Raw genomic sequence first — 19577 nt, 5'->3', positions numbered from 1 at the left:
GGAACTAGCAGGCGGGGCGGACTCCGCAGGCCCCACCGCCGGCGAGTCGGCCGCCGACCAGGGCGCTGATCGCGCGCAGGAACACGGCGCGGTCGGGCTCGGGCAGGGTGGCCAGCACGTCCTGCTGGATCCGGGCGGCGATCTCCTGCGCCTGGTCGAGGACCTTCTCCCCGTCCGGGGTGACCTCGACCAGCCGGGCCCGCCGGTCGCTCGGCGAGGGCAGGCGGCGCGCCAGCCCCGCGCCCTCCAACTGGTCCAGGGTCACCACCATGGTGGTCTTGTCGATCCCGCACAGCTCGCCGATCTGCCGCTGGGTGAGCCCGCCCGGCTGGGCCTTCAGCAGCACGCAGTGCGCCCGCGGGGAGATGCCCAGCCGGGCCAGGCCGGCGGCGTGCTCGGCCATCAACGCGTGGCTCGCCCAGGAGAGCAGGAACATCAGGTCAGGTGGGCCACCGGGCGAGCGCGAGGTCATGCCCCGAGGCTAACAAGACCGTCCGGGACGGGATGGTTTCCGTCCCGGACGGTCACGGGCCGGTCCGCCAGTAGATCCCCTGCTCCCGGGCGAGCAACTGCTCGTCGACCAGGTATCGACGCAGGGTCACGTGGTCCGCGTCGCCGCCGTCGCACCAGCGCCGCAGGATCTCGTCGACCGCTCGTTCCGGGTAGCGCACGCCCGGCTCGAACGAGCCCACGATGCGGTCCAGCAGCACCCGCCGCCGGCCGCGCTGGGCCGGCAGCCGCACCAGCACCCCGTCGCGCAGGAAGGTGCGCAGCACCCGCTCCGCCGGTTCCCCGGCGACGGGAGCCGCCGCGACCGGCGCGCGGGCGGCCTCCCGGAGCAGGTCGGCGTCCACCCGCAGGTCACCGTCCGCGCCGGCCACCACCCCGGCCTCGACCAGCCGCCGCAGCGCGGTGACCACCTGCCGGGCCGGCAGGCCGGTACGGTCGGCCACCGCCGACGCGTCGGCGGCGCCGAGCACGATCGCCGCGAAGACCTGTCGCCGTACGTCGTCGGCGAGGGCACCCGCCAGAACCTGGGCCGTCATGCCGGCCACCCTGCCAGCCTCGTCGCCGCCGGCGCCAGGCGATTTCCGGGCCGCTCAGCTCGCGGTGCTCTCGGCGGGCAGGCAGACCCGGCGCAGCAGATCGGCCAGGAGTCGACGCTCGTCCGGGCTGAGCACGCCGAGCAGCCGGTGCTCCTCGTGCCCGATCACCTCGATCGCCGCGTGCCAGGCCGCGCGGCCGGTGTAGGTCAGCTCGACGTCGACCCGCCGGCGGTCGACCGTCGACGGGATCCGCCGCACGAAGCCGCGTCGGACCAGGGCGTCGACCCGGGCGGTCACCGAAGCCGGCGCCATCGCCATGTCGTCGGCCAGCTCGCCGGGCGTGGCCCGGCCGCGCCGCCCGGCCAGGGCGTGCAGCGTGTCGTACTCGTGCGCGGGCAGACCCAGCTCGGCCAGGCAGCGGTCCTTGACCGCGCGCAGGTGCCGGGTGAAGCCGGACATCCGGCTGACCGCGCCCTCGACGTCGGGGTCGAGATCCGGCAGCACGGGCAGCCAACGCTCGATGTGCCGGTCGGTGCGGTCGCGTGCGGTCATGACCGCCACTGTACGTCGACGGCAAAATATTCGTTGACGAAATGTTCGACGCCGAAATACATTGCGGAGGTGACTCATCCCCTCCGGACGCGCCCCTTCCGGCTGCTCTTCCTCGGCCGCACCGTCTCGGCCCTGGGCGACGCCGTCGTACCGGTCGCCCTCGCCCTGGCGGTGCTGCGAGCGGGCGGCTCCGCCGGCTCGCTGGCCCTGGTGCTGGCCTGCGCGATGGTCCCCCGGCTGCTCCTGCTGCCCCTGGGCGGCGTGGTGGCCGACCGGTTCCACGCGCAACGGGTCGCCGTGGTCACCGACCTGGTGCGCTGCGTCGCCCAACTGGCCGTCGGGGTGGAACTGCTCGCCGACGCCCCCTCGATGACCCACGTGGCGGTGGCCTCCGCGCTCGGCGGCGCCGCCTCCGCCTTCGCGATCCCCACCGCGTCGCCGCTGGTCGCCGGCACCGTGCAGGCCGACGGGCGGCAGCGCGCCAACGCCCTGCTGGGGGTCACCGCCAACGCCAGCCGGCTCGCCGGACCCGCCCTGGCCGGCCTGCTGATCTGGGCCACCGGCCCCGGCTGGGCGTTCGTCCTCGACGGCATCTCCTTCGCCGTCAGCGCCCTGCTGCTGGCCGCGATCCGGGTGCGGCACGTGCCGGTGCCGCGCCGCTCCCTCGCCGCCGACCTGGTGCGCGGCTGGCGGGAGGTGCGCGGCCGGGACTGGTACTGGACCAGCCTGCTCGGGCACGGCGTGTGGAACGGCGCCGCGGCCGTACTGATGACCCTCGGCCCCGCGGTCGCCGTGGACCGCCTCGGCGGGGAGGGCGTGTGGGTGCTCATGCTCCAGGGCGGCGCCGTCGGCATGCTGGCCGGATCGCTGGCGGCCAGCCGGTTCCGGCCCCGCCGGCCCGTCCTGGTCGGCAACCTCGCCCTGGCCACGTACGCGGTCCCGCTGGCGCTGCTGGCCGCCGCCGCGCCCGCCCCGGCGGTGATCGCCGCGTACTGCCTCGCGCTGACCGCGCTGGGCTTCCTCAACCCGATCTGGGAGACCGTGGTGCAGGGGCAGTTCCCGCCCGAGGTGCTGGCCCGGGTCACCTCGTACGACTGGCTGATGTCGCTGGGGGCGATGCCGATCGGCTACGCCGTCGCCCCGTTGGCCGCCGACGCCTGGGGCACACCCGCGCCGCTGGCCGGGGCGGCGGTGCTCGTCGCGCTCGCCTGCGCCGGCACCGCCGCCGTGCCCGGCGTACGCCGACTGGCCTGGCCCGCCACGCCGGCGCCGCAACGGGCCGGCGCGCCGGTGGGCTGACCGGTCAGAGGAGGTGGCCGGTGGTCGCGTCCACGTGGTCGGGGACCTCGTCGTGCCGGTCCCCCACGCTGGACGTGCCGGACGGCTCGAACATCAAAATCGACGCCCCGCCCACCGACGACGGCCGGTGCGACACCCCGCGCGGCACCACGTACACCGCGCCGCGGGGCAGCACCACCGTCCGCTCTCCCGCACCGTCGCGCAGCGCGATCCGCAGCTCCCCGTCGAGGACCAAGAAGAACTCGTCGGTCTGCTCGTGGACGTGCCAGACGTGCTCCCCGGCCACCTTGGCGATCCGCACGTCGTAGTCGTTGACCCGGGTGACGATCCGCGGGCTCCACAACTGGTCGAATCCGGCCAGCGCCACCGCCAGGTCGATCGGCTCATCGCTCATCGGCCCATCCTGGCACCGCCACGCCCGCGCGGGTGTCCCCCGGAGGGCTCAGAGGAACCGGTGCATGATGTGCAGGCCGACCCGCTCCCCACTCGGTAGCGCGAACGCCTCCGGCACGGTGCCGATCACCGTGAACCCGAGCCGCCGGTACAGCTCGACCGCCCACCTGTTGGACTCGGCCACCGCGTTGAACTGCATCGCCGCGTACCCCTGCCGGCGTGCCCAGTCCAGGGCGTACTCGACCAGCGCCCGGCCGACGCCCTCACCCCGCGCGGCGGCGGACACCATGAAACTCGCCGTGGAGACGTGCGCGCCCGGCCCGGGCTTGTTCGGGCCGATCTTCGCCGTGCCGAGAACCCGGTCACCGTCGAGGGCGACCACGGTCACCCCAGGCGGCGACTCCACCCACATGGCGCGTGCCGACTCCTCGCTCAGCCCCGGGTCGTACACGAAGGTGTCCGCCGCGACGACGACCTCCTGCACGATCGGCCACACCTGCGGCCAGTCGGCGTCGGTGAACTCTCTGATCAGCATCGGGGCAAGCTAACCGCAGCGCCGCCGCGCCGCCAACCCGATTCCCTCTCCGCCACCTGCTCGCGCCCGCCGGTGGTACCGGTCGACCCTCAGATGGCCGTCGCCACCACCACGAACTCGCCGTCGTCGCCCGCACCCACGGGCTCTCCCTGCCAGCCACCGTCGATCCGCTGCACCCGGAAGCCCGCGCCGGCGAGGGTGCCCCGCAGCTCCCCCTCGGTACGGAACCGCAGCACGGCGTCGCCGCGCCGCTCGCCGTCCGGGAAGCGGAAGTGGCGGGTGAAGTGCACGACGCCGGCGTGGGCGTCGGTCACCTCGGTCCAGGTCAGCACGGCAGTCCCGTCGGGCAGGTGGACCCGGCGGCGGGAGTCGACCGGGTTCCACCGCTCCCAGCGCCGGTCGGCCGGGTCCCGGGAGTCGAAGAGCAGCCGACCACCCGTACGCAGCGCCCGGCGCAGCGCGGCCAGGACCCGCCGCCACTCGTCGTCGTCCACCACGAACTGCGCCACGTGGCTGGTCATCAGCGCCACGTCGTACGCCCCGGCGGGCAGCACCTCCGCGCCACCCTCGATCCAGGTGACCCGGTCCGCGCCGGGCTTGGCGCGGGCGGCGTCCAGTGAGGCGCGGGCCGGGTCGACGCCGGTGACGGTGTGCCCGGCGGCGGCCAGGGCCAGGGCCAGCCGGCCGGTGCCGCAGCCGAAGTCCAGCACCCGGGCGGCCGGGGCGGCGCCGACCTCGGCGAGGAAGAAGTCGTCGTCGCGCCCCCACGGGCACTCGACGTCGTAGACCGCGACGAGCCGAGGATCGGTGAACTCCGCGTTGCGCACCGGCGCACCTATCCGACGGGGCCAGCGGGAGCGAACCGGAAGTGGATCCCGCCCGGATCCGCTGCCTGCGCCAGCCCGGTGATGTCGCAGAATTCGCTGAGCCGAGCGAGGGCCGCATCGGCGGTCACCGTGTCGCTGAGCGACACGGTGATGCCGGCAAAACGCAACCACGCGTCTGCGACGACCGGTTCGACTCCCAGGCCGTCCAGGTCACCGGACACGTTCGCCCGGACATGGATGGCCAGGTCGCGCTGCTCCAGTATCTGCAGGTCGATCGCGTCATAGCGGTGGTGCGCGAAGTAGTAGACGCTGGCCTCGCCCGGCTCGGCGAATTGTGAGCTGCCGGCACTCCGGCCTGCCATGCTGCGCCACCCGTCCGCCGGGATCGGCAGCCACTCGAGGTCCAGGGTGAGTGGGCTGCTCCCGTGATCGCGTGACACCGGCTGGAACGGGAAGTGGAAGCTCCAGGTCAGCTGCGGCGCCAGTCCTAGCGCCGGGTTCTCGAACAACAGCCCCCGCCATTCACCGCCCTCGGCCGGAACGAACTCACTGCTGTCCAGGGTGTTCTCGTCACCTGCCTCGTCGATCATCGGTGCAGTCTGCCAGCGCGGCGAAGCGAGCAGTGGCCCGGCTCGTGCCGTACCCACCTCTGTGGATCGGCCTGGACCGTCGCGGGCGTGACCTTGCTCCGTCGTGCACTAAATACCTATCGCTGCAGTAGGAATCAACAGAACAGACATTATGATGCATCGGCGGTTCGCCCCTTATGTCCAGGTGACTTACTGGATTGTTATTACCGGTAATCCGATAATCGATCGCCAGCCCTCGACTGGCAGGCTACGAAGTCTTCTTGCGGGGGTGTCAGGTCTCGGCTGAGCTGGCGGAACCTCAGGGGACCTGGCGGTTGAGGTGGCCGAGTCTCACGAGATCTGGCGGATGGGCGCGGAACACGCTCTGCCGACCCACATCCGGCCCACCCACCACGGGAACGTGCACTTCTACGGCACCCACTCTGTCCACACCGACGGCGAACTCGCCCAGCTCGACGCTGACGGCTACCGGCCGCCGCGGCTGCCGAACTGGCGGCGCGAGGCTGACCGCTCCTGAGCGATAAGGGATCCGGTTGTGAGCGAGGGTGACAGGTCGCCGCCGTTCGCCCCTGGGTTCGCGCCGGTGACGCCGGAGTCAGGCCGGCACAGAGACCGGGGCGGTGGTTGGAGCCTGCCGGTTCATCAGCCGCCAGGTGCGCCTGCGGATCAGGGGGTCCAGGGTGACCAGCAGGTACGCCGTTCCCACGACGAGGATGCCGCCGGTGGCGCCGAGCGTGGACGCGAGCACGCCGCCGACGAGCCCGCCGAGCGGGATACCGGCCCAGGCCAGGCCGCCGACCGCGCCGAGAACACGTGCCCGCAGGCCGGCTGGGATGCGTTCGAACTCCGCAGCGGACAGCAATGGGTTGATGGCCCCGATCAGCACCCCGCCGACGAGCGCGACGCCCGCGATGACCGGCAGTCCGACCGGCAGCGCCAGCACGAAGATCCGCGGGACGGCACCGAACAGGAAGGCAACGGCGTACGTGCGCCACCGCGGCAAGCGCGCGCCGTACACCGACACGAGCAGCGACCCTACGAAAGCTCCGGCGCTCAGCGCGCCGAACACAAGCCCGACGGGTGCGGCGTCGTCAAAACGCTCGGCCGCCCATACCGGGATCAGCACCGCCGTCATTGCCTGGTCGAGCAGGTTCGTCAGCAGCACCATCGCGACGATCGCCCGTAGCAGCGGATCACGCCGGACGAAGCGCAGCCCGGCCCCGAGGTCGGCGAGGTAGCCACCGACACCGGCGCGGTGGCCCACCTCGGCCGGGTCGGGTTCGGCCCGCCGGACCCGGACCAGTGTCGCCACCAGCGCGGCGGCGAGCAGGAAGCTGGCCGCGTCCAGCGCGATGACCGCGGGAGCGCCGACCACAGCGATCAGCACTGCGCCCAACGGCGCCCCGATCAGCGACCCGAGGCGGTGCACGCTGTCGGCCAGCCCGGCGGCCCGCTCGTTACTCCAGCCGGCCGCGGCCGCGACGTCGGGCACCATCGCGTACTTCGCGTTGTCCGACGGCCCGCGGAACAGCCCGACCACCCCGACCAGCACGAGCAGGACCGGAAAGGCGAGCAGGCCGGCGGCGTACAGCAGGGGCACCACGCCGAGCACGAGCCCGGCGATCAGGTCACCGCCGACGCTGGCCATCCGCGGCCCGATACGGTCGACCAGCGGTCCGCCGAGTACGCGCGCCGCGACCAGGGCGCCCATCTCCACGAACGCGGTGACGCCGGTCAGAAGGGGGTCGCCGGTGCTCTGCAGCACGAACCAGGGCACCGCCACGACCGACATCCGGGTGCCGGTGACCGAGACCGCCTGGGCGATGAGCAACCCGTACGCGGACCGCCCCCTCACGGTCGGTCCCCGTCCGCAGCACCGAAGGGTTCATCGGCCGCGGTGCCGGAGGATTCATTTCCCGCGTTGACGGGCTCGTCGACGGACCCGGTCCGAGTAGCCAACAGCGCGTCCAGCTGGCCGCGCCGCGGGAAGATCTGGAACTGCGTGGTCATCGCGACGCGTTCCGATCCGTCACTGGCCCGGTCCGCCGCCCGGTCCCGATACCGCACCAGCAGGGCCATCACGTCGTCGGCGAGTTCCTGCGCCTCGGCGGTGCTCAGGCTGACCGTGAGGTCGCTCATGCTGGCCGCCCGTACCCACTCCTGCGGCCAGTCCGCCAGCTCGGTGATGGACCGCTCGACGTTCTCCGCGTACATCCGCGCGACCGTGCGCAGGTACGCCTTGCCGAGTTCACGCTCCGGCGCGTCCCGGTCGGGAGCGTCGAACCAGGTCGAGCGATGCACGGCTCGCCAGAAGCGTTCCCGGCCGCGGCCCAGCTCGGGCGCGTCGGTGACGAAGCCGTGAGCGGCCAGTGTGCGGAGGTGGTAGCTGGTCGCTGCGCTGGACTCACCGAATCGGGAGGCCAACTGGGTGGCGGTCTGCGGTCCCTCATGGCGCAGTGAGCCGAGCAACCGCAGGCGCAGTGGATGGGCTACACCGCGTAGCGTCCGTGCGTCGAGAACTACGTCTCGAGTGGAGTCGTACCCAGGCTTGTGCGGATCTTCGGTCATGATGCCAAGGTAACTATGCAAAGAATCTTTTGCAACGGGTTGTTGGCATGGTCTGGGTCGCGATCGCGGACCGTTCGATAGAGACGCTGACGAGGCCGCGGCGGGCACCAGTGGCTGTGTACTGCCGCCTATCCCCGATCGGAAGTTGGCGTGGCAGCGTCGGCTGAGATCGCTTCGGGTTTCGTGTAGAGGATCTCGCGGGCCTGCTCCGCGGCACGGGTGATGCTCTCGCTGATGAAGTCGAGGAAACGGGCGATGCCCTCGAGGCGGACGGCGGCCGGGGTGCCGGGGCCGAGGATGCTGACGCCCTGCCGTGCGGTCTCGGCGAGCTGGGCGTTGGATCGGGCGCCGGCGATCGTGCCCTGGTACCAGACGTCGTCGTCGACGAGGTAGCGCTCGCGGCGGCGTTCGTCGCGTTCCCGGCGGATGAGGCCCTGGCTTTCGAGGAACGTGATGGCCTTGGAGATGGACGCCGGGCTGACCTGGAGGTGCTGGACGAGTTCGGACGCGGTGAGGCTGCCCGCGTCGGCGGTGTAGAGGCAGGTCAGCACCCGGGACATCATCTTGGGAAGGCCCTGCTGCATGAGGAGGGTGGTGAACATCTCCTCGTACTCGCGCACGGCCTCGGCGTCGCGTCCGTGGGCCTGCGGGGGCGCCTGCGGCCCTCGGGGAACGGCCTGCCTGCGCCGGTGGGCGCGGCGTTCGGTGGCGCGGTGGGCCAGGTCGGCACGGTAGGCGGTGGGGCCGCCGTTGCGCATCACCTCACGCGTGATCGTCGAGGTGGGACGGTCGAGACGTCTGGCGATCTCCGCGTAGGCGAGCCCGTCGGCCAACCCCAGCGCGATCTGCTGGCGTTCCTGCTGGGTGAGCCGGCCTCCCGGCATCGCGATCTCCCTTCACGCTTCCTTTGATGCCTCCAACATAGCGTTCACTCCCCATCCAATGCAACGAACAGGGCGGCTAGCGTTGCGTTAAAAACAAGGCCGTTGCAACGAAACTCGGGCTTTCACCTGCGCTAATACTGCTTGTTCGCAACATGCTTGTTGCTCGATTCTCGAACGCAACGTAGCGTTTCCGGTGTCAGAAACAGCAGGCGCAGGAGGAGAGCACGATGCAGAAGTTCGACACCCCCAGCCCGATCTCCACCGTCCTCGACATCCCCGCCGGGCGCGTCCAGTTCATCGCCGCCGACCGGACCGACACCACGGTCGAGGTCCTGCCCACGGACGCCTCGAAGGGCCGCGACGTGAAGGTGGCGGAGCAGACCAAGGTCGAATACGGCGACGGCGTCCTGCGGATCGAGGCCTCGGCGAAGAACCAGATCCTCGGAAGCTCCGGATCCATCGAGGTGACGGTCCAGCTGCCCGCCGGTTCCCAGGTCAAGGTGAAGGCGGCCAGCGCCGAGTTCCGGGCCGTCGGACGGTTCGGCGACGTCGCCTTCGACGGCGCGCACGGCGCGATCAAGCTCGACGAGGCCGCGAGCGTCCGCCTCACCACCGCCGCCGGTGACGTCTCGGTCGGCCGCCTCAACGGCCCCGCGGAGATCAGCACCGCGAAGGGCGACATCCGCATCGGCGAGGCCGTGCGCGGCACCATCGTGCTGCGTACCCAGGCCGGCGACGTGTCGGTCGGCGCCGCCCGCGGAGTCTCCGCCTCCCTGGACGCCGGCACCACCCACGGCCGGATCCACAACGCGCTCATGAACACCGAGGGCGCCGCCGACCTGAACATCCACGCGACCACCGCCTACGGCGACATCGTCGCCCGCAGCCTCTGAGGAGCACCCATCATGACCAACCTGGCCATCGCGGCGAACGGGCTGCGCAAGTCCTACGGCGACAAGGTCGTGCTCGATGGCGTCGACCTGGCCGTCCCCCAAGGAACGATCTTCTCCCTGCTCGGTCCGAACGGCGCCGGCAAGACCACCGCCGTCAAGATCCTCTCCACCCTCATCTCCCCCGACCCCGCCTCCGGCGACATCCGCGTCGGCGGCCACGACCTCGCCGCCGACCCGCAGGCGGTACGCGCCGCCATCGGCGTCACCGGCCAGTTCTCCGCCGTCGACGGCCTGATCACCGGCGAGGAGAACATGCTCCTCATGGGCGACCTGCACCACCTGTCCAAGCGCGAGGGTCAGCGCACGGCCGCTGAGCTGCTGGAGCGCTTCGACCTCACCGACGCCGCGAAGAAGCCCGCCTCCACCTACTCCGGCGGCATGAAGCGCCGCCTCGACCTCGCCATGACCCTGGTCGGCAACCCGCGCATCATCTTCCTCGACGAACCGACCACCGGCCTCGACCCCCGCAGTCGCCACAACATGTGGCAGATCATCCGCGAGCTCGTCTCCGACGGCGTCACCGTCTTCCTCACCACCCAGTACCTGGAGGAGGCCGACCAGCTCGCCCACCGTATCGCCGTGCTCAACGACGGGAAGATCGCCGCCGAGGGCACCGCCGAGGAACTGAAGCGGCTCATCCCCGGCGGACACGTCCAGCTCCGCTTCGAGGACCCTGCGGCGTACGAGCGGGCCGCCGGCGCGCTGCGCGAGACCGTACGCGACGACCAGGCGCTGACCCTGCAGATCCCCAGCGACGGCACCCAGCGCGAGCTGCGCGCGATCCTCGACCGGCTGGACGCCGCCGACGTGCACGCCGACACCCTCACCGTGCACACCCCCGACCTCGACGACGTGTTCTTCGCCCTGACCGGCGGCGCCCGCGTCCCCCACCAGGCCAAGGAGGCCGTCCGATGAGCTCCCTCTCCCTCGCCGTACGCGACTCGTCCACGATGCTGCGCCGCAACCTCCTGCACGCGCGGCGCTATCCGTCGTTGACCCTGAACCTGCTGCTCACCCCGATCATGCTGCTGCTGCTCTTCGTCTACGTATTCGGCGACACGATGAGCGCGGGCATCGGCGGCGGCGCTCCGGACCGCTCCGAGTACATCGCGTATCTCGTCCCGGGCCTCCTGCTGATGACCATCGGCAGCACCGTGATCGGGACCGCGGTGTCCGTCTCCACCGACATGACCGAGGGCATCATCGCCCGCTTCCGCACGATGGCGATCCACCGCGGTTCGGTGCTCGTCGGGCACGTCGTCGGCAGCGTACTGCAGTCGATCATGAGCGTGGTCCTCGTGGGCGCCGTCGCCGTGGCCATCGGCTTCCGGTCCACGGATGCCGGCGTCCTGGAGTGGCTCGCGGCGTTCGGGCTGCTCGTGCTCTTCGCCCTGGCGCTCACCTGGATCGCGGTCGGCATGGGCCTGGTCAGCCCGAACGCCGAGGCCGCCAGCAACAACGCGATGCCGCTGATCCTGCTGCCGCTGCTCTCCAGCGCCTTCGTCCCGGTCGACGCCATGCCCGGCTGGCTCCAGCCGATCGCCGAGTACCAGCCGTTCACGCCCGCCATCGAGACCCTGCGCGGTCTGCTGCTCGGCAGCGAGATCGGCCACAACGGATGGCTCGCGGTCGCCTGGTGCCTGGGTCTCGCGGTGCTCGGCTACTTCTGGTCGACGTCAAAGTTCAACCACGACCCGAAGTAACCGCCAGGACAGCGCGGGCCACCTCCCGCAGCTCGTCCCGGTCAGGGCGGCGTACTCCGACACCGCGTCGGCGTACGCCGCCCCGTCGGCGTTGACTCCCGTAGCACGCGGAGCCGTTCGGCCCCGGTATTCATCGCAGGGTGAGCGGGGTCTCGGCCTCGACGCGGGTCAGCTTCTCGGGGTTGCGGACGTAGTAGAGGCCGGTGATGCGGGCGTCCTCGACCCGGACCGCCAGGACCCCGTCGAGCTCGCCGGCCAGGCGCACGACGAGTGCGGGGTTGCCGTTGACCACGGTGGGGGCACTGGTGAGCGCGCCTTCGGCCTTACCGAAGCCGCCGACGATGAAGCGGACCACCTTGTCGGCACCGATGATCGGCCGCGGCGCGGCCTGCTTGACGCCGCCGCCGTCGTTCACCATCACGACCTCCGGGGCGAGGACGTCAAGGATGCCCTGCAGGTCCCTGGTCTCGAGCGCGCGCTGGAACGACTCCAGAGCCGCCCGGGCCTCGCTCGTGGAGACCACCTGGCGGGGGCGGCGGGCGTCGACGTGCCGGCGGGCGCGGTGCGCGATCTGGCGGACGGCGGCGGGGCTCTTGTCGACGGCGGCCGCGATCTCGTCGTAGCTGACATCGAACGCCTCGCGTAGGACGAAGACGGCCCGCTCGGTCGGCGAGAGCGTCTCGAGGACCAGCATCAGCGCCATCGACAGGCTCTCGGCGAGTTCGACGTCCTCGGCCACGTCCGGCGCGGTGAGCAGCGGTTCGGGCAGCCAGGGGCCGACATACGCCTCCTTGCGGCGCTTCATCGTGCGCAGCCGGTTGAGCGACTGCCGGCTCGTGATCCGGACCAGGTAGGCGCGCTGGTCGCGCACCTGCTTCACGTCGACCTCGACCCACCGCAGCCAGGTCTCCTGAAGGACGTCCTCCGCGTCGGCCGCCGATCCGAGCATCTCGTATGCGACGGTGAAGAGCAGGTTGCGGTAGGCGACGAAGGTCTCGGTCGCCGGGTCGGTGGCGTGGTCGCTCATGATCGAAAGTGGGACGCCACCCGCGGCTCAGGCTGCCCGTTCAGGGGTGGGCACCGCCTCGCCGCGCTTGGCCTGCAGCAGCCGCCGGCGCTTGTCATCCTTAATCCACCAGTTGCACGAACCGGGATTGCGTGCCTCGTACGCCAGCTGCCAGGCGATGCTCTTGCAAATGAACTCCTTGAGCTTCGCGCCCGGGCGGCCGCCGAGGTGGAGCCTCATCGCGGTGTCGTTCCTGTTGGAGAACTGGAAGATGCCGGCGCGACGGCCCAGGCTGATGCACTGGCCGGCGAACCCCACGTCGACGGGCGCGGGCTGCTCACCCGCGAGCCGCTTGAGCACTGTTTCGGCGGCCTGCGGGCCCAGCTGAACCGCGGCCTGGCAGCTCATCCGGAACGGCTGGTCCGACGGTGCCGCCGAATCCCCGGCCGCGACGATGCGCACGTCGTCCACGCTCGTCAACGTCTCGTCCGTGAGCAGGCGGCCCAGGGCGTCGGTGCTCAGCCCGCTGCGGCCGGCCAGGTCCGGCACGCCGAATCCGGCGGTCCAGATGGTCACCGTGCTGCGCAGCTCGCGGCCGTCACCGAGCAGCACGGCATCGCGCGTCACGGCCGTCACCGTCGCGTCGGGGCCTTCGAGCACGGTCACGCCGAGTTTGGCCAGCCGCTTGGCGACCGAGCGTCGGCCCCGAGGGTGCAGGTACGGGCCGAGCACCTCGCCGCAGACCAGGGTCACGGTGCGGCCCGCCTCCGCCAGTTCGGCGGCGGTCTCGATGCCGGTCGGACCCGCTCCGACCACCGTCACCGCGGCCGTTGCAGGCGCGGCGTCGATGACCGGCCGCAGCCGCTGCGCCTCCTCGATGCTGGCGATCGGGTAGGCGAACTCGGCTGCTCCGGGCACGCTCGGGTCGGCGCTGCCACTGCCCACCGCGTAGATCAGGTAGTCGTAGCCGACCGTGCCGCCGGTCGCCAACGTCACGCTGCGCTCGGCCGCGTCGATGCGTGTCACGGTGTCGACCACCAGCCGGACGCCCTCGGCCAGGATCTTCCGATAATCGACGACCGCGTCGTGGGACCCTGCCACCAGTTGGTGCAGGCGGATCCGATCGACGAAGGTCCGGCGCGGGTTGATCAGCGTCACGGTCAGGTCGTCGCGCTTCGTCAGGCGATTGGCGGCCATGACGCCCGCGTATCCGCCGCCGATCACGAGGACCTCGGTGTTCCCGGTCATGGTGTCTCCTTCGTTCAGGGCTTCGACCCCAAGACACCGCGTGATCGATGGCTGTGACAGCGGGTGAGACAGGTCACTCAACAGGTGTTGGTTCGTCCGGTTCATCGCCGGAAGCGACGTGTGCCGCTCGCTGCGGCCAGAGCTGGCGCGGTGACCACGCCATCCGCCGCCGGGGTCAGCCCCGGCGGCGCCCCCACAGCCACCAGCGGCGTCGGGGTCGCCGGCCCGCGGCACGCGGCTGCTCCACCGGCGCCGCCACGGTACGCGCCGCGATGGCCTGCTCCCGTTCGGCGCGCCAGCGCTGCACGGTCTCGTCGGCGTTGACCGGCCGGACCACCACCCGCGGGCCGGTCGGGTTGCGCAGCCAGGCGACGATCTCGGCGTTCAGCACGGCCACGTACGCCCGGACGGACTCCTCCGTGGGCAGGTCACGGACCTCGTCGGGGACCTGCTCGACCTTGCGACGCAGCTGCAGCGGGGTGGGCAGCAGCAGGGTGCTGGGCAGCGCCTCGCGCTCCAGGAAGCTCTTGATCCACCAGGACTCGTCGTAGGGCAGGCCACGGCCGGGGATCGGCTTGCCCATGCCGGGCAGGTTGTCGAATTCGCCGCGCTCCAGGGCGGAGCGGATCTGCGCCTCGACCGCCGCTTCCCACGCGTTGCTCACGTCGCCCTACCTCCCCGAACCACCGTATCCGCCGATGCCGACAGAGTTCAGCGTCGCGACAGGGGCCCGGCATTCCCCGCCGACGGGTCGACCGACCGGCCGGGGCGTAGATTCCCGGCAGGGTCGACGCGGGTCGGAGGAGGGCACACGTGCGGGACTGGCTGATCGGGCTCGGCGTGGCCGTGACCTGCCTGCTGGCCAGCTGGGCGCTGCTGGTGCTGCTGGCCCGGCGGCTGCCGCCGGGCATCCTGCGCGATCTGGCCGCGTTCATCCCCGACTGCCTGACCACCGTGCGCCGGCTGCGCGCCGACCCCCGGGTCCCCCGCAAGGCGAAGGTCGCCATCGTGGTGGCGGGCCTCTGGTTGGCCAGCCCGATCGACCTGATCCCGGAGTTCCTCCCGGTGATCGGCCCGCTGGACGACATCGTGGTGGTCGCGCTCGCGCTGCGCTACGCGGGCCGGCAGGTGCCGCGTGAGGTGCTGCTCGCCGCCTGGCCCGGCGAGCCGCGCCTGCTGCTGCGCCTGCTCGGCCCGCCCGCCACGCCGCCGGCGTGAGGCCCGTCGAGACCTCAGTCCCGCCGGCGCACGTGGCGGTGCCCGTCGAGCGGGTACGGCGCCCGGGCGGGCAGCACTTCCACGAACGGGTATCCGCTCTTCTCCGCCACCCGGCAGGAGGCCTGGTTGTCGACCAGGTGCAGCAGTTCCAGCCGGGTCAGCCCGGCGGCGGCGAACCGGGTGAACGCCCAGCGGCTCACCGCGTCCACGGCACGCGGGGCCACCCCTCGGCCCCGGGCCGGCGCGGCCGTCCAGTAGCCCACCTCGGCGTCCGGCCGTCCCGGCGTGACGTCCTTGAGCACCACGCAGGCCACCAGTCGCTGCCCGTCACCTACCGGGTCCGGCTCGCAGACGGCGAAGCAGAAGCGCCGGCCCGCCGCCCAGCCCTGCCGGTGCCGGGCCACCCAGCGCCGGGCGTCGGCGGCGGTCTGTACCGGTTGGCGGGTACGCGCGCGCAGCTCCGGATCCCGGTAGACCTCCAGCAGCGCGTCGACGTCGTCGTCGCGCCACGGGCGCAGGACGAGTTCGGCGGCGGAACCGGTGGCGGGCACCCGCAGGACGACGGACATCACAGCAGTGTCACCGCTGGGCGGCCCGGCGCAAAGAGCGGCGCAGCGATTCCCGGACGAGCCGGTCCCGTACCCGCGGCGGGCGGGCGTAGGGTCGGGTCCCGGGGACGCGGGAGGGCGGTGCGGCGATGGTCACGGTGGGCGCGCTGGTGGGGATCGGTCTGGTGGCGCTGGGTCTGGTGCTGACACCCGGGCCGAACATGGTCTACCTGGTGTCCCGGTCGGTGACCCAGGGCCGCCGGGCCGGGCTGGTCTCCCTGCTCGGGGTGGCGGTCGGTTTCCTGGTCTACCTGGCCGCCGCGGTGGCCGGCATCGCCACGGTCTTCGTCCTGGTCCCGCCGCTGTACACGGCGGTGAAGCTGGCCGGCGCGGCGTACCTGCTCTGGCTGGCCTGGCGGACGCTGCGCCCGGGCGGGCGGTCGGCCTTCGCCCCGGCGCCGCTGCCGCCGGACCGGCCACGGCGGCTGTTCACCATGGGCCTGGTCACCAACCTGCTCAACCCGAAGATCGCCATCCTGTACGTGTCGCTGCTGCCGCAGTTCGTCGACCCGGCGCGCGGTCACGTGGCGGTGCAGAGCTTGCTGCTCGGCCTCACCCAGATCGTGATCGCGCTGACCGTCAACGCGCTGATCGTGCTCAGCGCGGGTTCGGTGTCGACGTTCCTGCTGCGCCGTCCGGGCTGGGCCCGGGCGCAGCGGTACGTGATGGGCAGCGTGCTCGCCGGTCTCGCGGTACGCATCGCCGCCGACCGCTCCCGGGCCGCCGTCGCCACCGGCTGACCGGCGCGGCCCGCCTCCGACGGTCGGCCGGTCAGAGCGCGTCGGGTTGGCGCAGCGCCGGGTGCCGCTCGCCGGGCCGCGCGTGCCACGTCGGAGCGTCCTCGCGCAGCGTGGTGTCGATGCGCAGCCGCGCCCAGCCGTCCAGCTCCGGCAGGTCGTCGGGGGTGAACCAGCCCACCTCGGTGGACTCGTCGCCGTCGGCCCGCGGCCGGCCGCCCACCGGCATGCAGCGGAACCAGACGTTGAGGTACTCGCAGACGTCGCCGTTGGGGTAGACCACCGGGTGGGTGGCGACGCCGCCGACCCGCTCGACGCGGACCCGCACGCCGGTCTCCTCCAGGACCTCCCGCACGACGGCGTCGGCCGGCTGTTCGCCCGGGTCCACGATCCCGGCCGGCACCGACCAGCGGCCGTTGTCGCCGCGCCGGGCCAGCAGCACCCGCCCGGCGTCGTCGCGCACCACGGCGCTGACCCCGGGCAGCAGGAGCAGGTCGTGGCCGATGTGGGCGCGCAGCCTGGTCACGTACGCGGGAACGGGCACCGGCACACGCTAGCCGGTGGCGTCGCGGTGCCGGCGGACCATCCCGGCGGCCAGCGGCGCCGCGTCGAGGTCACCGGCGGCGATCCGGCCCGCGACGGTACGGCGGACCATCCGGTCGGCCAGCGCGGGCGCGTGCCGGGCGAGGGCCATCTCCAGCCGGCCCCGGGTCGTGGTGGCCACGTCCCGGGGCGCCCGGCGGGCGGTGGCCGCCCGCAGGATCGCCGCCACCACGCCCTCGACGGGCTCCATCCGGGACACCCCGCCCAGCGACAGACCGGCCTCCGCGGTGCTGTCGTGGATCGGTGAGGCGACCATGCTCGGGTAGACGACGCTGACGCCGACGTGGGTGCCGACCTCGTGGCGCAGCGCGTCGGCATAAGCGACCAGCGCCCGCTTGCTCACCCCGTACGCAGCGGCGAGGGGCAGCGGCAGCACCGCCATCCGGCTGGCCACGAAGATCACCCGGCCGCGGGCGGCGACCAGCTCGGGCAGCGCGGCAGCGGTGGTCCGCCAGGCGGCGAGCAGGTTCACCTCCAGCTGCTGGCGGACCGTCTCGTCGGGAGGCAGCTCCGCCGGGGCGGGACCGCCGACGCCGGCGTTGTTGACCAGCAGGTCCAGCCCGCCGAGGCGGTCGACGGCGGCGCGTACGACGGGCGGGACGGCGGCCGGATCGGTCAGATCGCAGCCGACGACGGGTACGCCGGCGGCCACACCCGGGTAGCGGTCGACGCCGACGACCCGCGCCCCGGCGGCGTCCAGCGCGGCGCAGAGCTGCCGGCCGAAGGTGCCGTGCGCGCCGGTCACGACCGCCCGGCGTCCGGCCAGCCCGCTCACGCCGGCACCCGGGCGGTCGCGGCGGCCCGGCGGGCGCCCTCGTCGAGTTCCCGGGCGAGCTGGGCGAGGTAGGCGTCGAAGTCGACCCGCATCGCCGGGCGGCGGTCGCCCCAACGCTCGGTCGCCGCGCGCAGCTCCGCCCGGATGTCGGCGTGCTGCCGGGCCGGGTCGGGCAGCGCGTACGTGCCCGCGAGCTGGGCGGCGACCAGCCGGGCCTGCGCCTCGACGAGCGGGAACGCCGCCCCGGTGGACTGCATCAGCCCGACGAACGCCAGGCCGGGCACGTCGGGGTGGAAGACGTGCCGGTACAGCGGCAGGGCGTCCGGCCGGTCGCCGAGCAGCGCCGGGTCCAGGAACGGGAGGTCCACCTGGTAGCCGGTGCACCAGATCACCAGGTCGACCTCGTCGGCGCGGCCGTCGGTGAAGGTGACCCGGTCGCCGTCGAAGCCGGCGACGCCGGGCCGTACCTCGATCTCGCCGTGGGTGAGGCGGGACAGCAGCCCGTCGGAGAGGGTGGGGTGGTCCTGGAGGAAGCCGTGGGCGGGGGCGGGCAGGCCGTAGCGGGTCGGGGGTCCGACGGTGGCGGTGAGCATGGTCTGGCTGACCCGTTGGCGCAGCCGCCACGGCAGCCGGCGGGCCAGCGCCCCGTTGAGGGTGTCCGACGGGCGGCCCAGCAGGTGCTTGGGCACCACCCACACGCCGCGGCGCAGCGACAGCAGGGTCCGCGCGGCGGCGTACGAGGCGTCGACGGCGATGTCCATCGCGGAGTTGCCGCCGCCGACGACCAGCACCCGCCGACCGGCGAGCTGTTCCGGCCCCCGGTAGGCGTGGCTGTGCAGCTGACGGGCGGTGCAGGTGCCCGGGGGCGGCGGGACCGGTGGCTTCGGCACCCGGTTGTGCCCGTTGGCGACGACCACCGCGGCCACGGTGACGCTGACCGGCCCGTCGGGCCCGTCGGCGTGCACGGTCCACCGGTTGCCGACCTCGGGGACGACCCGGTCGACGGTGTGCCGCAGCCGTACCGCCTCGTGCAGGCCGAACCGGTCGGCGTAGTCGGCGAGCCAACCGGCGATCCGGGTGTGGTCGGGGTAGTCGGGCCAGTGCGCCGGCATCGGGTGGTCGGCGAACTCGGTCCGCCGTCTGCTGGTGTTCAGGTGCAGCGTCCGGTACGCCGGCGAGCCGGGCGACCCGTAGACCCACAGGCCGCCGACCCGGTCGCCGGCCTCGAAGCAGACCGCGGGCACGCCGGCGTCGGCGAGGGCCTTGAGGGCGGCCAGCCCGGCCGCGCCCGCCCCGATCACCGCCACGGACGGTGGTGCGCCCATCCCCGCCTCCCCTACCCACGAAAATCCAACGACTGTCGGATAATGGTCGCGGGTGGGGCCGTGCGTCAAGAGCCGTACAGGCCGTCGAGGAAGCGGTGCACGAAGGCGCGGAACTCGCGGCGCTCGCGGGCCTGCGATCCGCCGCCGGCGGCCAGGGCCACCACGTGCCCGTGCACCGCCCAGACCAGGCTGCGCACGGTGACGTGCGGGGTGGGCTCGGCCAGCGCGCCGGTCGCCGCGGCGGCGGTGAGCAGCTCGGCGACCAGCCGGTACAGCGGCGCGGCGTACCGCTCGTCCAGCTCGGCGTGGCGCTGCGGCTCCAACCAGCGGCGCAGCCACAGCGCGGTGGTCTCCGGCCGGTCCTCCAGGAAGTCCACGAACACGTCGACCAGCTCGTGCAGCGCCCGCAGCGCCTCGCCCGGCCCGGCGTCGAGCGCCGTGCGGGCGTGCGCCGTCGCCTCCTCCAGGGCGGCCCGCTCGGCGGCGAAGACCCGCGCGAAGCAGGCGTCGTAGAGCTCGGCCTTCGTACCCGTGTGGTGCGAGACCGTGGCCACGTCGACGCCGGCGGCGGCGGCGACCTCCCGGAGCCCGACGGCGTCGAAGCCCCGCCGCGCGAACAGCTCGGTCGCCGCGGCGAGCACCACCTCACGGGTCTGCCGGGCCTCGTCGCGGCGGGGACGGCCCGGGCGGCGTCGGGGCATGGTCAT

Annotated in this window: 25 protein-coding genes; 7 read left to right on the top strand and 18 right to left on the bottom strand. The window is 72.9% G+C overall.

What is annotated here, in order from left to right; genetic code table 11:
• Window positions 1-4 precede the first annotated feature (4 nt).
• The 3 genes from V6U88_RS23175 to V6U88_RS23165 are packed head-to-tail and all read right to left on the bottom strand — an operon-like array spanning window position 5 to window position 1598.
• Entirely contained in the window at window positions 5-472 is a 468-nt protein-coding gene (locus V6U88_RS23175) for a MarR family winged helix-turn-helix transcriptional regulator (RefSeq protein ID WP_334456098.1), read from the bottom strand.
• 52 nt (window positions 473-524) lie between these two features.
• A complete protein-coding gene (locus tag V6U88_RS23170) occupies window positions 525-1046 on the bottom strand; it encodes a DUF2087 domain-containing protein (RefSeq protein WP_334456096.1) in 522 nt (173 codons plus the stop codon).
• Between the two features lie 54 nt (window positions 1047-1100).
• Window positions 1101-1598, bottom strand: coding sequence for a MarR family winged helix-turn-helix transcriptional regulator (locus V6U88_RS23165; RefSeq protein ID WP_334456095.1), 498 nt, complete (start codon window positions 1596-1598; stop codon window positions 1101-1103).
• 69 nt (window positions 1599-1667) lie between these two features.
• Here V6U88_RS23165 and V6U88_RS23160 point away from each other — a divergent pair, with 69 nt between their 5' ends.
• Window positions 1668-2897: an MFS transporter gene (locus tag V6U88_RS23160; protein ID WP_334456094.1), complete on the top strand. Its 1230-nt coding sequence runs from the start codon at window positions 1668-1670 to the stop codon at window positions 2895-2897.
• Between the two features lie 4 nt (window positions 2898-2901).
• On the opposite strand, the gene V6U88_RS23155 is transcribed toward V6U88_RS23160, so the two are convergent.
• From V6U88_RS23155 to V6U88_RS23140, 4 genes are all read right to left on the bottom strand, one after another.
• Complete coding sequence (locus V6U88_RS23155; RefSeq protein WP_334456092.1) at window positions 2902-3291, bottom strand: cupin domain-containing protein; 390 nt, start codon at window positions 3289-3291, stop codon at window positions 2902-2904.
• Between the two features lie 48 nt (window positions 3292-3339).
• A complete protein-coding gene (locus V6U88_RS23150; RefSeq protein WP_334456090.1) occupies window positions 3340-3825 on the bottom strand; it encodes a GNAT family N-acetyltransferase in 486 nt (161 codons plus the stop codon).
• 89 nt (window positions 3826-3914) lie between these two features.
• Window positions 3915-4652 (bottom strand): class I SAM-dependent methyltransferase, encoded by a 738-nt coding sequence (locus V6U88_RS23145; protein WP_334456088.1) that lies wholly within the window; start codon window positions 4650-4652, stop codon window positions 3915-3917.
• An 8-nt stretch (window positions 4653-4660) separates the two neighbouring features.
• Entirely contained in the window at window positions 4661-5242 is a 582-nt protein-coding gene (locus tag V6U88_RS23140) for a hypothetical protein (RefSeq protein ID WP_334456087.1), read from the bottom strand.
• A 319-nt stretch (window positions 5243-5561) separates the two neighbouring features.
• Here V6U88_RS23140 and V6U88_RS23135 point away from each other — a divergent pair, with 319 nt between their 5' ends.
• Entirely contained in the window at window positions 5562-5759 is a 198-nt protein-coding gene (locus tag V6U88_RS23135; RefSeq protein WP_334456086.1) for a hypothetical protein, read from the top strand.
• A 78-nt stretch (window positions 5760-5837) separates the two neighbouring features.
• On the opposite strand, the gene V6U88_RS23130 is transcribed toward V6U88_RS23135, so the two are convergent.
• The 3 genes from V6U88_RS23130 to V6U88_RS23120 all read right to left on the bottom strand — a co-directional run bounded on the left by V6U88_RS23130 (window position 5838) and on the right by V6U88_RS23120 (window position 8694).
• Entirely contained in the window at window positions 5838-7097 is a 1260-nt protein-coding gene (locus V6U88_RS23130; protein WP_334456085.1) for an MFS transporter, read from the bottom strand.
• Complete coding sequence (locus V6U88_RS23125; RefSeq protein ID WP_334456083.1) at window positions 7094-7810, bottom strand: winged helix-turn-helix domain-containing protein; 717 nt, start codon at window positions 7808-7810, stop codon at window positions 7094-7096. The genes V6U88_RS23130 and V6U88_RS23125 overlap by 4 nt, the downstream gene beginning before the upstream one ends.
• A 128-nt stretch (window positions 7811-7938) precedes the next feature.
• A complete protein-coding gene (locus tag V6U88_RS23120; protein WP_334456082.1) occupies window positions 7939-8694 on the bottom strand; it encodes a helix-turn-helix domain-containing protein in 756 nt (251 codons plus the stop codon).
• Between the two features lie 227 nt (window positions 8695-8921).
• On the opposite strand from V6U88_RS23120, the gene V6U88_RS23115 reads away from it, so the two are divergent.
• The 3 genes from V6U88_RS23115 to V6U88_RS23105 are packed head-to-tail and all read left to right on the top strand — an operon-like array spanning window position 8922 to window position 11350.
• Window positions 8922-9587 (top strand): DUF4097 family beta strand repeat-containing protein, encoded by a 666-nt coding sequence (locus V6U88_RS23115; protein WP_334456080.1) that lies wholly within the window; start codon window positions 8922-8924, stop codon window positions 9585-9587.
• A gap of 12 nt (window positions 9588-9599) precedes the next feature.
• Complete coding sequence (locus V6U88_RS23110; protein WP_334456078.1) at window positions 9600-10562, top strand: ATP-binding cassette domain-containing protein; 963 nt, start codon at window positions 9600-9602, stop codon at window positions 10560-10562.
• Complete coding sequence (locus V6U88_RS23105; protein ID WP_334456077.1) at window positions 10559-11350, top strand: ABC transporter permease; 792 nt, start codon at window positions 10559-10561, stop codon at window positions 11348-11350. The genes V6U88_RS23110 and V6U88_RS23105 overlap by 4 nt, the downstream gene beginning before the upstream one ends.
• A gap of 130 nt (window positions 11351-11480) precedes the next feature.
• On the opposite strand, the gene V6U88_RS23100 is transcribed toward V6U88_RS23105, so the two are convergent.
• The 3 genes from V6U88_RS23100 to V6U88_RS23090 form a co-directional block, all read right to left on the bottom strand.
• A complete protein-coding gene (locus V6U88_RS23100) occupies window positions 11481-12377 on the bottom strand; it encodes an RNA polymerase sigma-70 factor (RefSeq protein ID WP_334456076.1) in 897 nt (298 codons plus the stop codon).
• A 27-nt stretch (window positions 12378-12404) separates the two neighbouring features.
• Window positions 12405-13709: an NAD(P)/FAD-dependent oxidoreductase gene (locus V6U88_RS23095; protein WP_334456074.1), complete on the bottom strand. Its 1305-nt coding sequence runs from the start codon at window positions 13707-13709 to the stop codon at window positions 12405-12407.
• A 70-nt stretch (window positions 13710-13779) separates the two neighbouring features.
• On the bottom strand, window positions 13780-14268 hold the full coding sequence (locus V6U88_RS23090) for a J-domain-containing protein (RefSeq protein ID WP_334456072.1): 489 nt from the start codon (window positions 14266-14268) through the stop codon (window positions 13780-13782).
• A gap of 149 nt (window positions 14269-14417) precedes the next feature.
• On the opposite strand from V6U88_RS23090, the gene V6U88_RS23085 reads away from it, so the two are divergent.
• Window positions 14418-14822, top strand: a complete 405-nt coding sequence (locus V6U88_RS23085) for a YkvA family protein (RefSeq protein WP_334456070.1) — start codon at window positions 14418-14420, stop codon at window positions 14820-14822.
• Window positions 14823-14836: 14 nt separating this feature from the next.
• Here the strand turns inward: V6U88_RS23085 and V6U88_RS23080 are convergent, their stop codons facing one another.
• The gene (locus V6U88_RS23080) at window positions 14837-15391 is read right to left on the bottom strand and encodes a GNAT family N-acetyltransferase (protein WP_334456068.1); all 555 of its coding nucleotides are present in this window, start codon (window positions 15389-15391) and stop codon (window positions 14837-14839) included.
• A 128-nt stretch (window positions 15392-15519) separates the two neighbouring features.
• Between V6U88_RS23080 and V6U88_RS23075 the strand changes: the two genes are divergently transcribed.
• The gene (locus tag V6U88_RS23075) at window positions 15520-16170 is read left to right on the top strand and encodes a LysE family translocator (protein WP_334456066.1); all 651 of its coding nucleotides are present in this window, start codon (window positions 15520-15522) and stop codon (window positions 16168-16170) included.
• A 31-nt stretch (window positions 16171-16201) separates the two neighbouring features.
• On the opposite strand, the gene V6U88_RS23070 is transcribed toward V6U88_RS23075, so the two are convergent.
• The 4 genes from V6U88_RS23070 to V6U88_RS23055 all read right to left on the bottom strand — a co-directional run bounded on the left by V6U88_RS23070 (window position 16202) and on the right by V6U88_RS23055 (window position 19577).
• Entirely contained in the window at window positions 16202-16711 is a 510-nt protein-coding gene (locus V6U88_RS23070) for an NUDIX hydrolase (protein WP_334456064.1), read from the bottom strand.
• A gap of 9 nt (window positions 16712-16720) precedes the next feature.
• Complete coding sequence (locus V6U88_RS23065) at window positions 16721-17545, bottom strand: SDR family NAD(P)-dependent oxidoreductase (protein WP_334456062.1); 825 nt, start codon at window positions 17543-17545, stop codon at window positions 16721-16723.
• A complete protein-coding gene (locus tag V6U88_RS23060; protein WP_334456060.1) occupies window positions 17542-18870 on the bottom strand; it encodes a flavin-containing monooxygenase in 1329 nt (442 codons plus the stop codon). The genes V6U88_RS23065 and V6U88_RS23060 overlap by 4 nt, the downstream gene beginning before the upstream one ends.
• A 65-nt stretch (window positions 18871-18935) precedes the next feature.
• A complete protein-coding gene (locus V6U88_RS23055; RefSeq protein ID WP_442934676.1) occupies window positions 18936-19577 on the bottom strand; it encodes a TetR/AcrR family transcriptional regulator in 642 nt (213 codons plus the stop codon).

It is taken from the genome of Micromonospora sp. CPCC 205739, from assembly GCF_036906795.1.
Classification (GTDB): Bacteria; Actinomycetota; Actinomycetes; order Mycobacteriales; family Micromonosporaceae; genus Micromonospora.
Note: the sequence above shows the minus strand (reverse complement) of the source record. Positions and strands in the feature narration are given on the sequence as shown.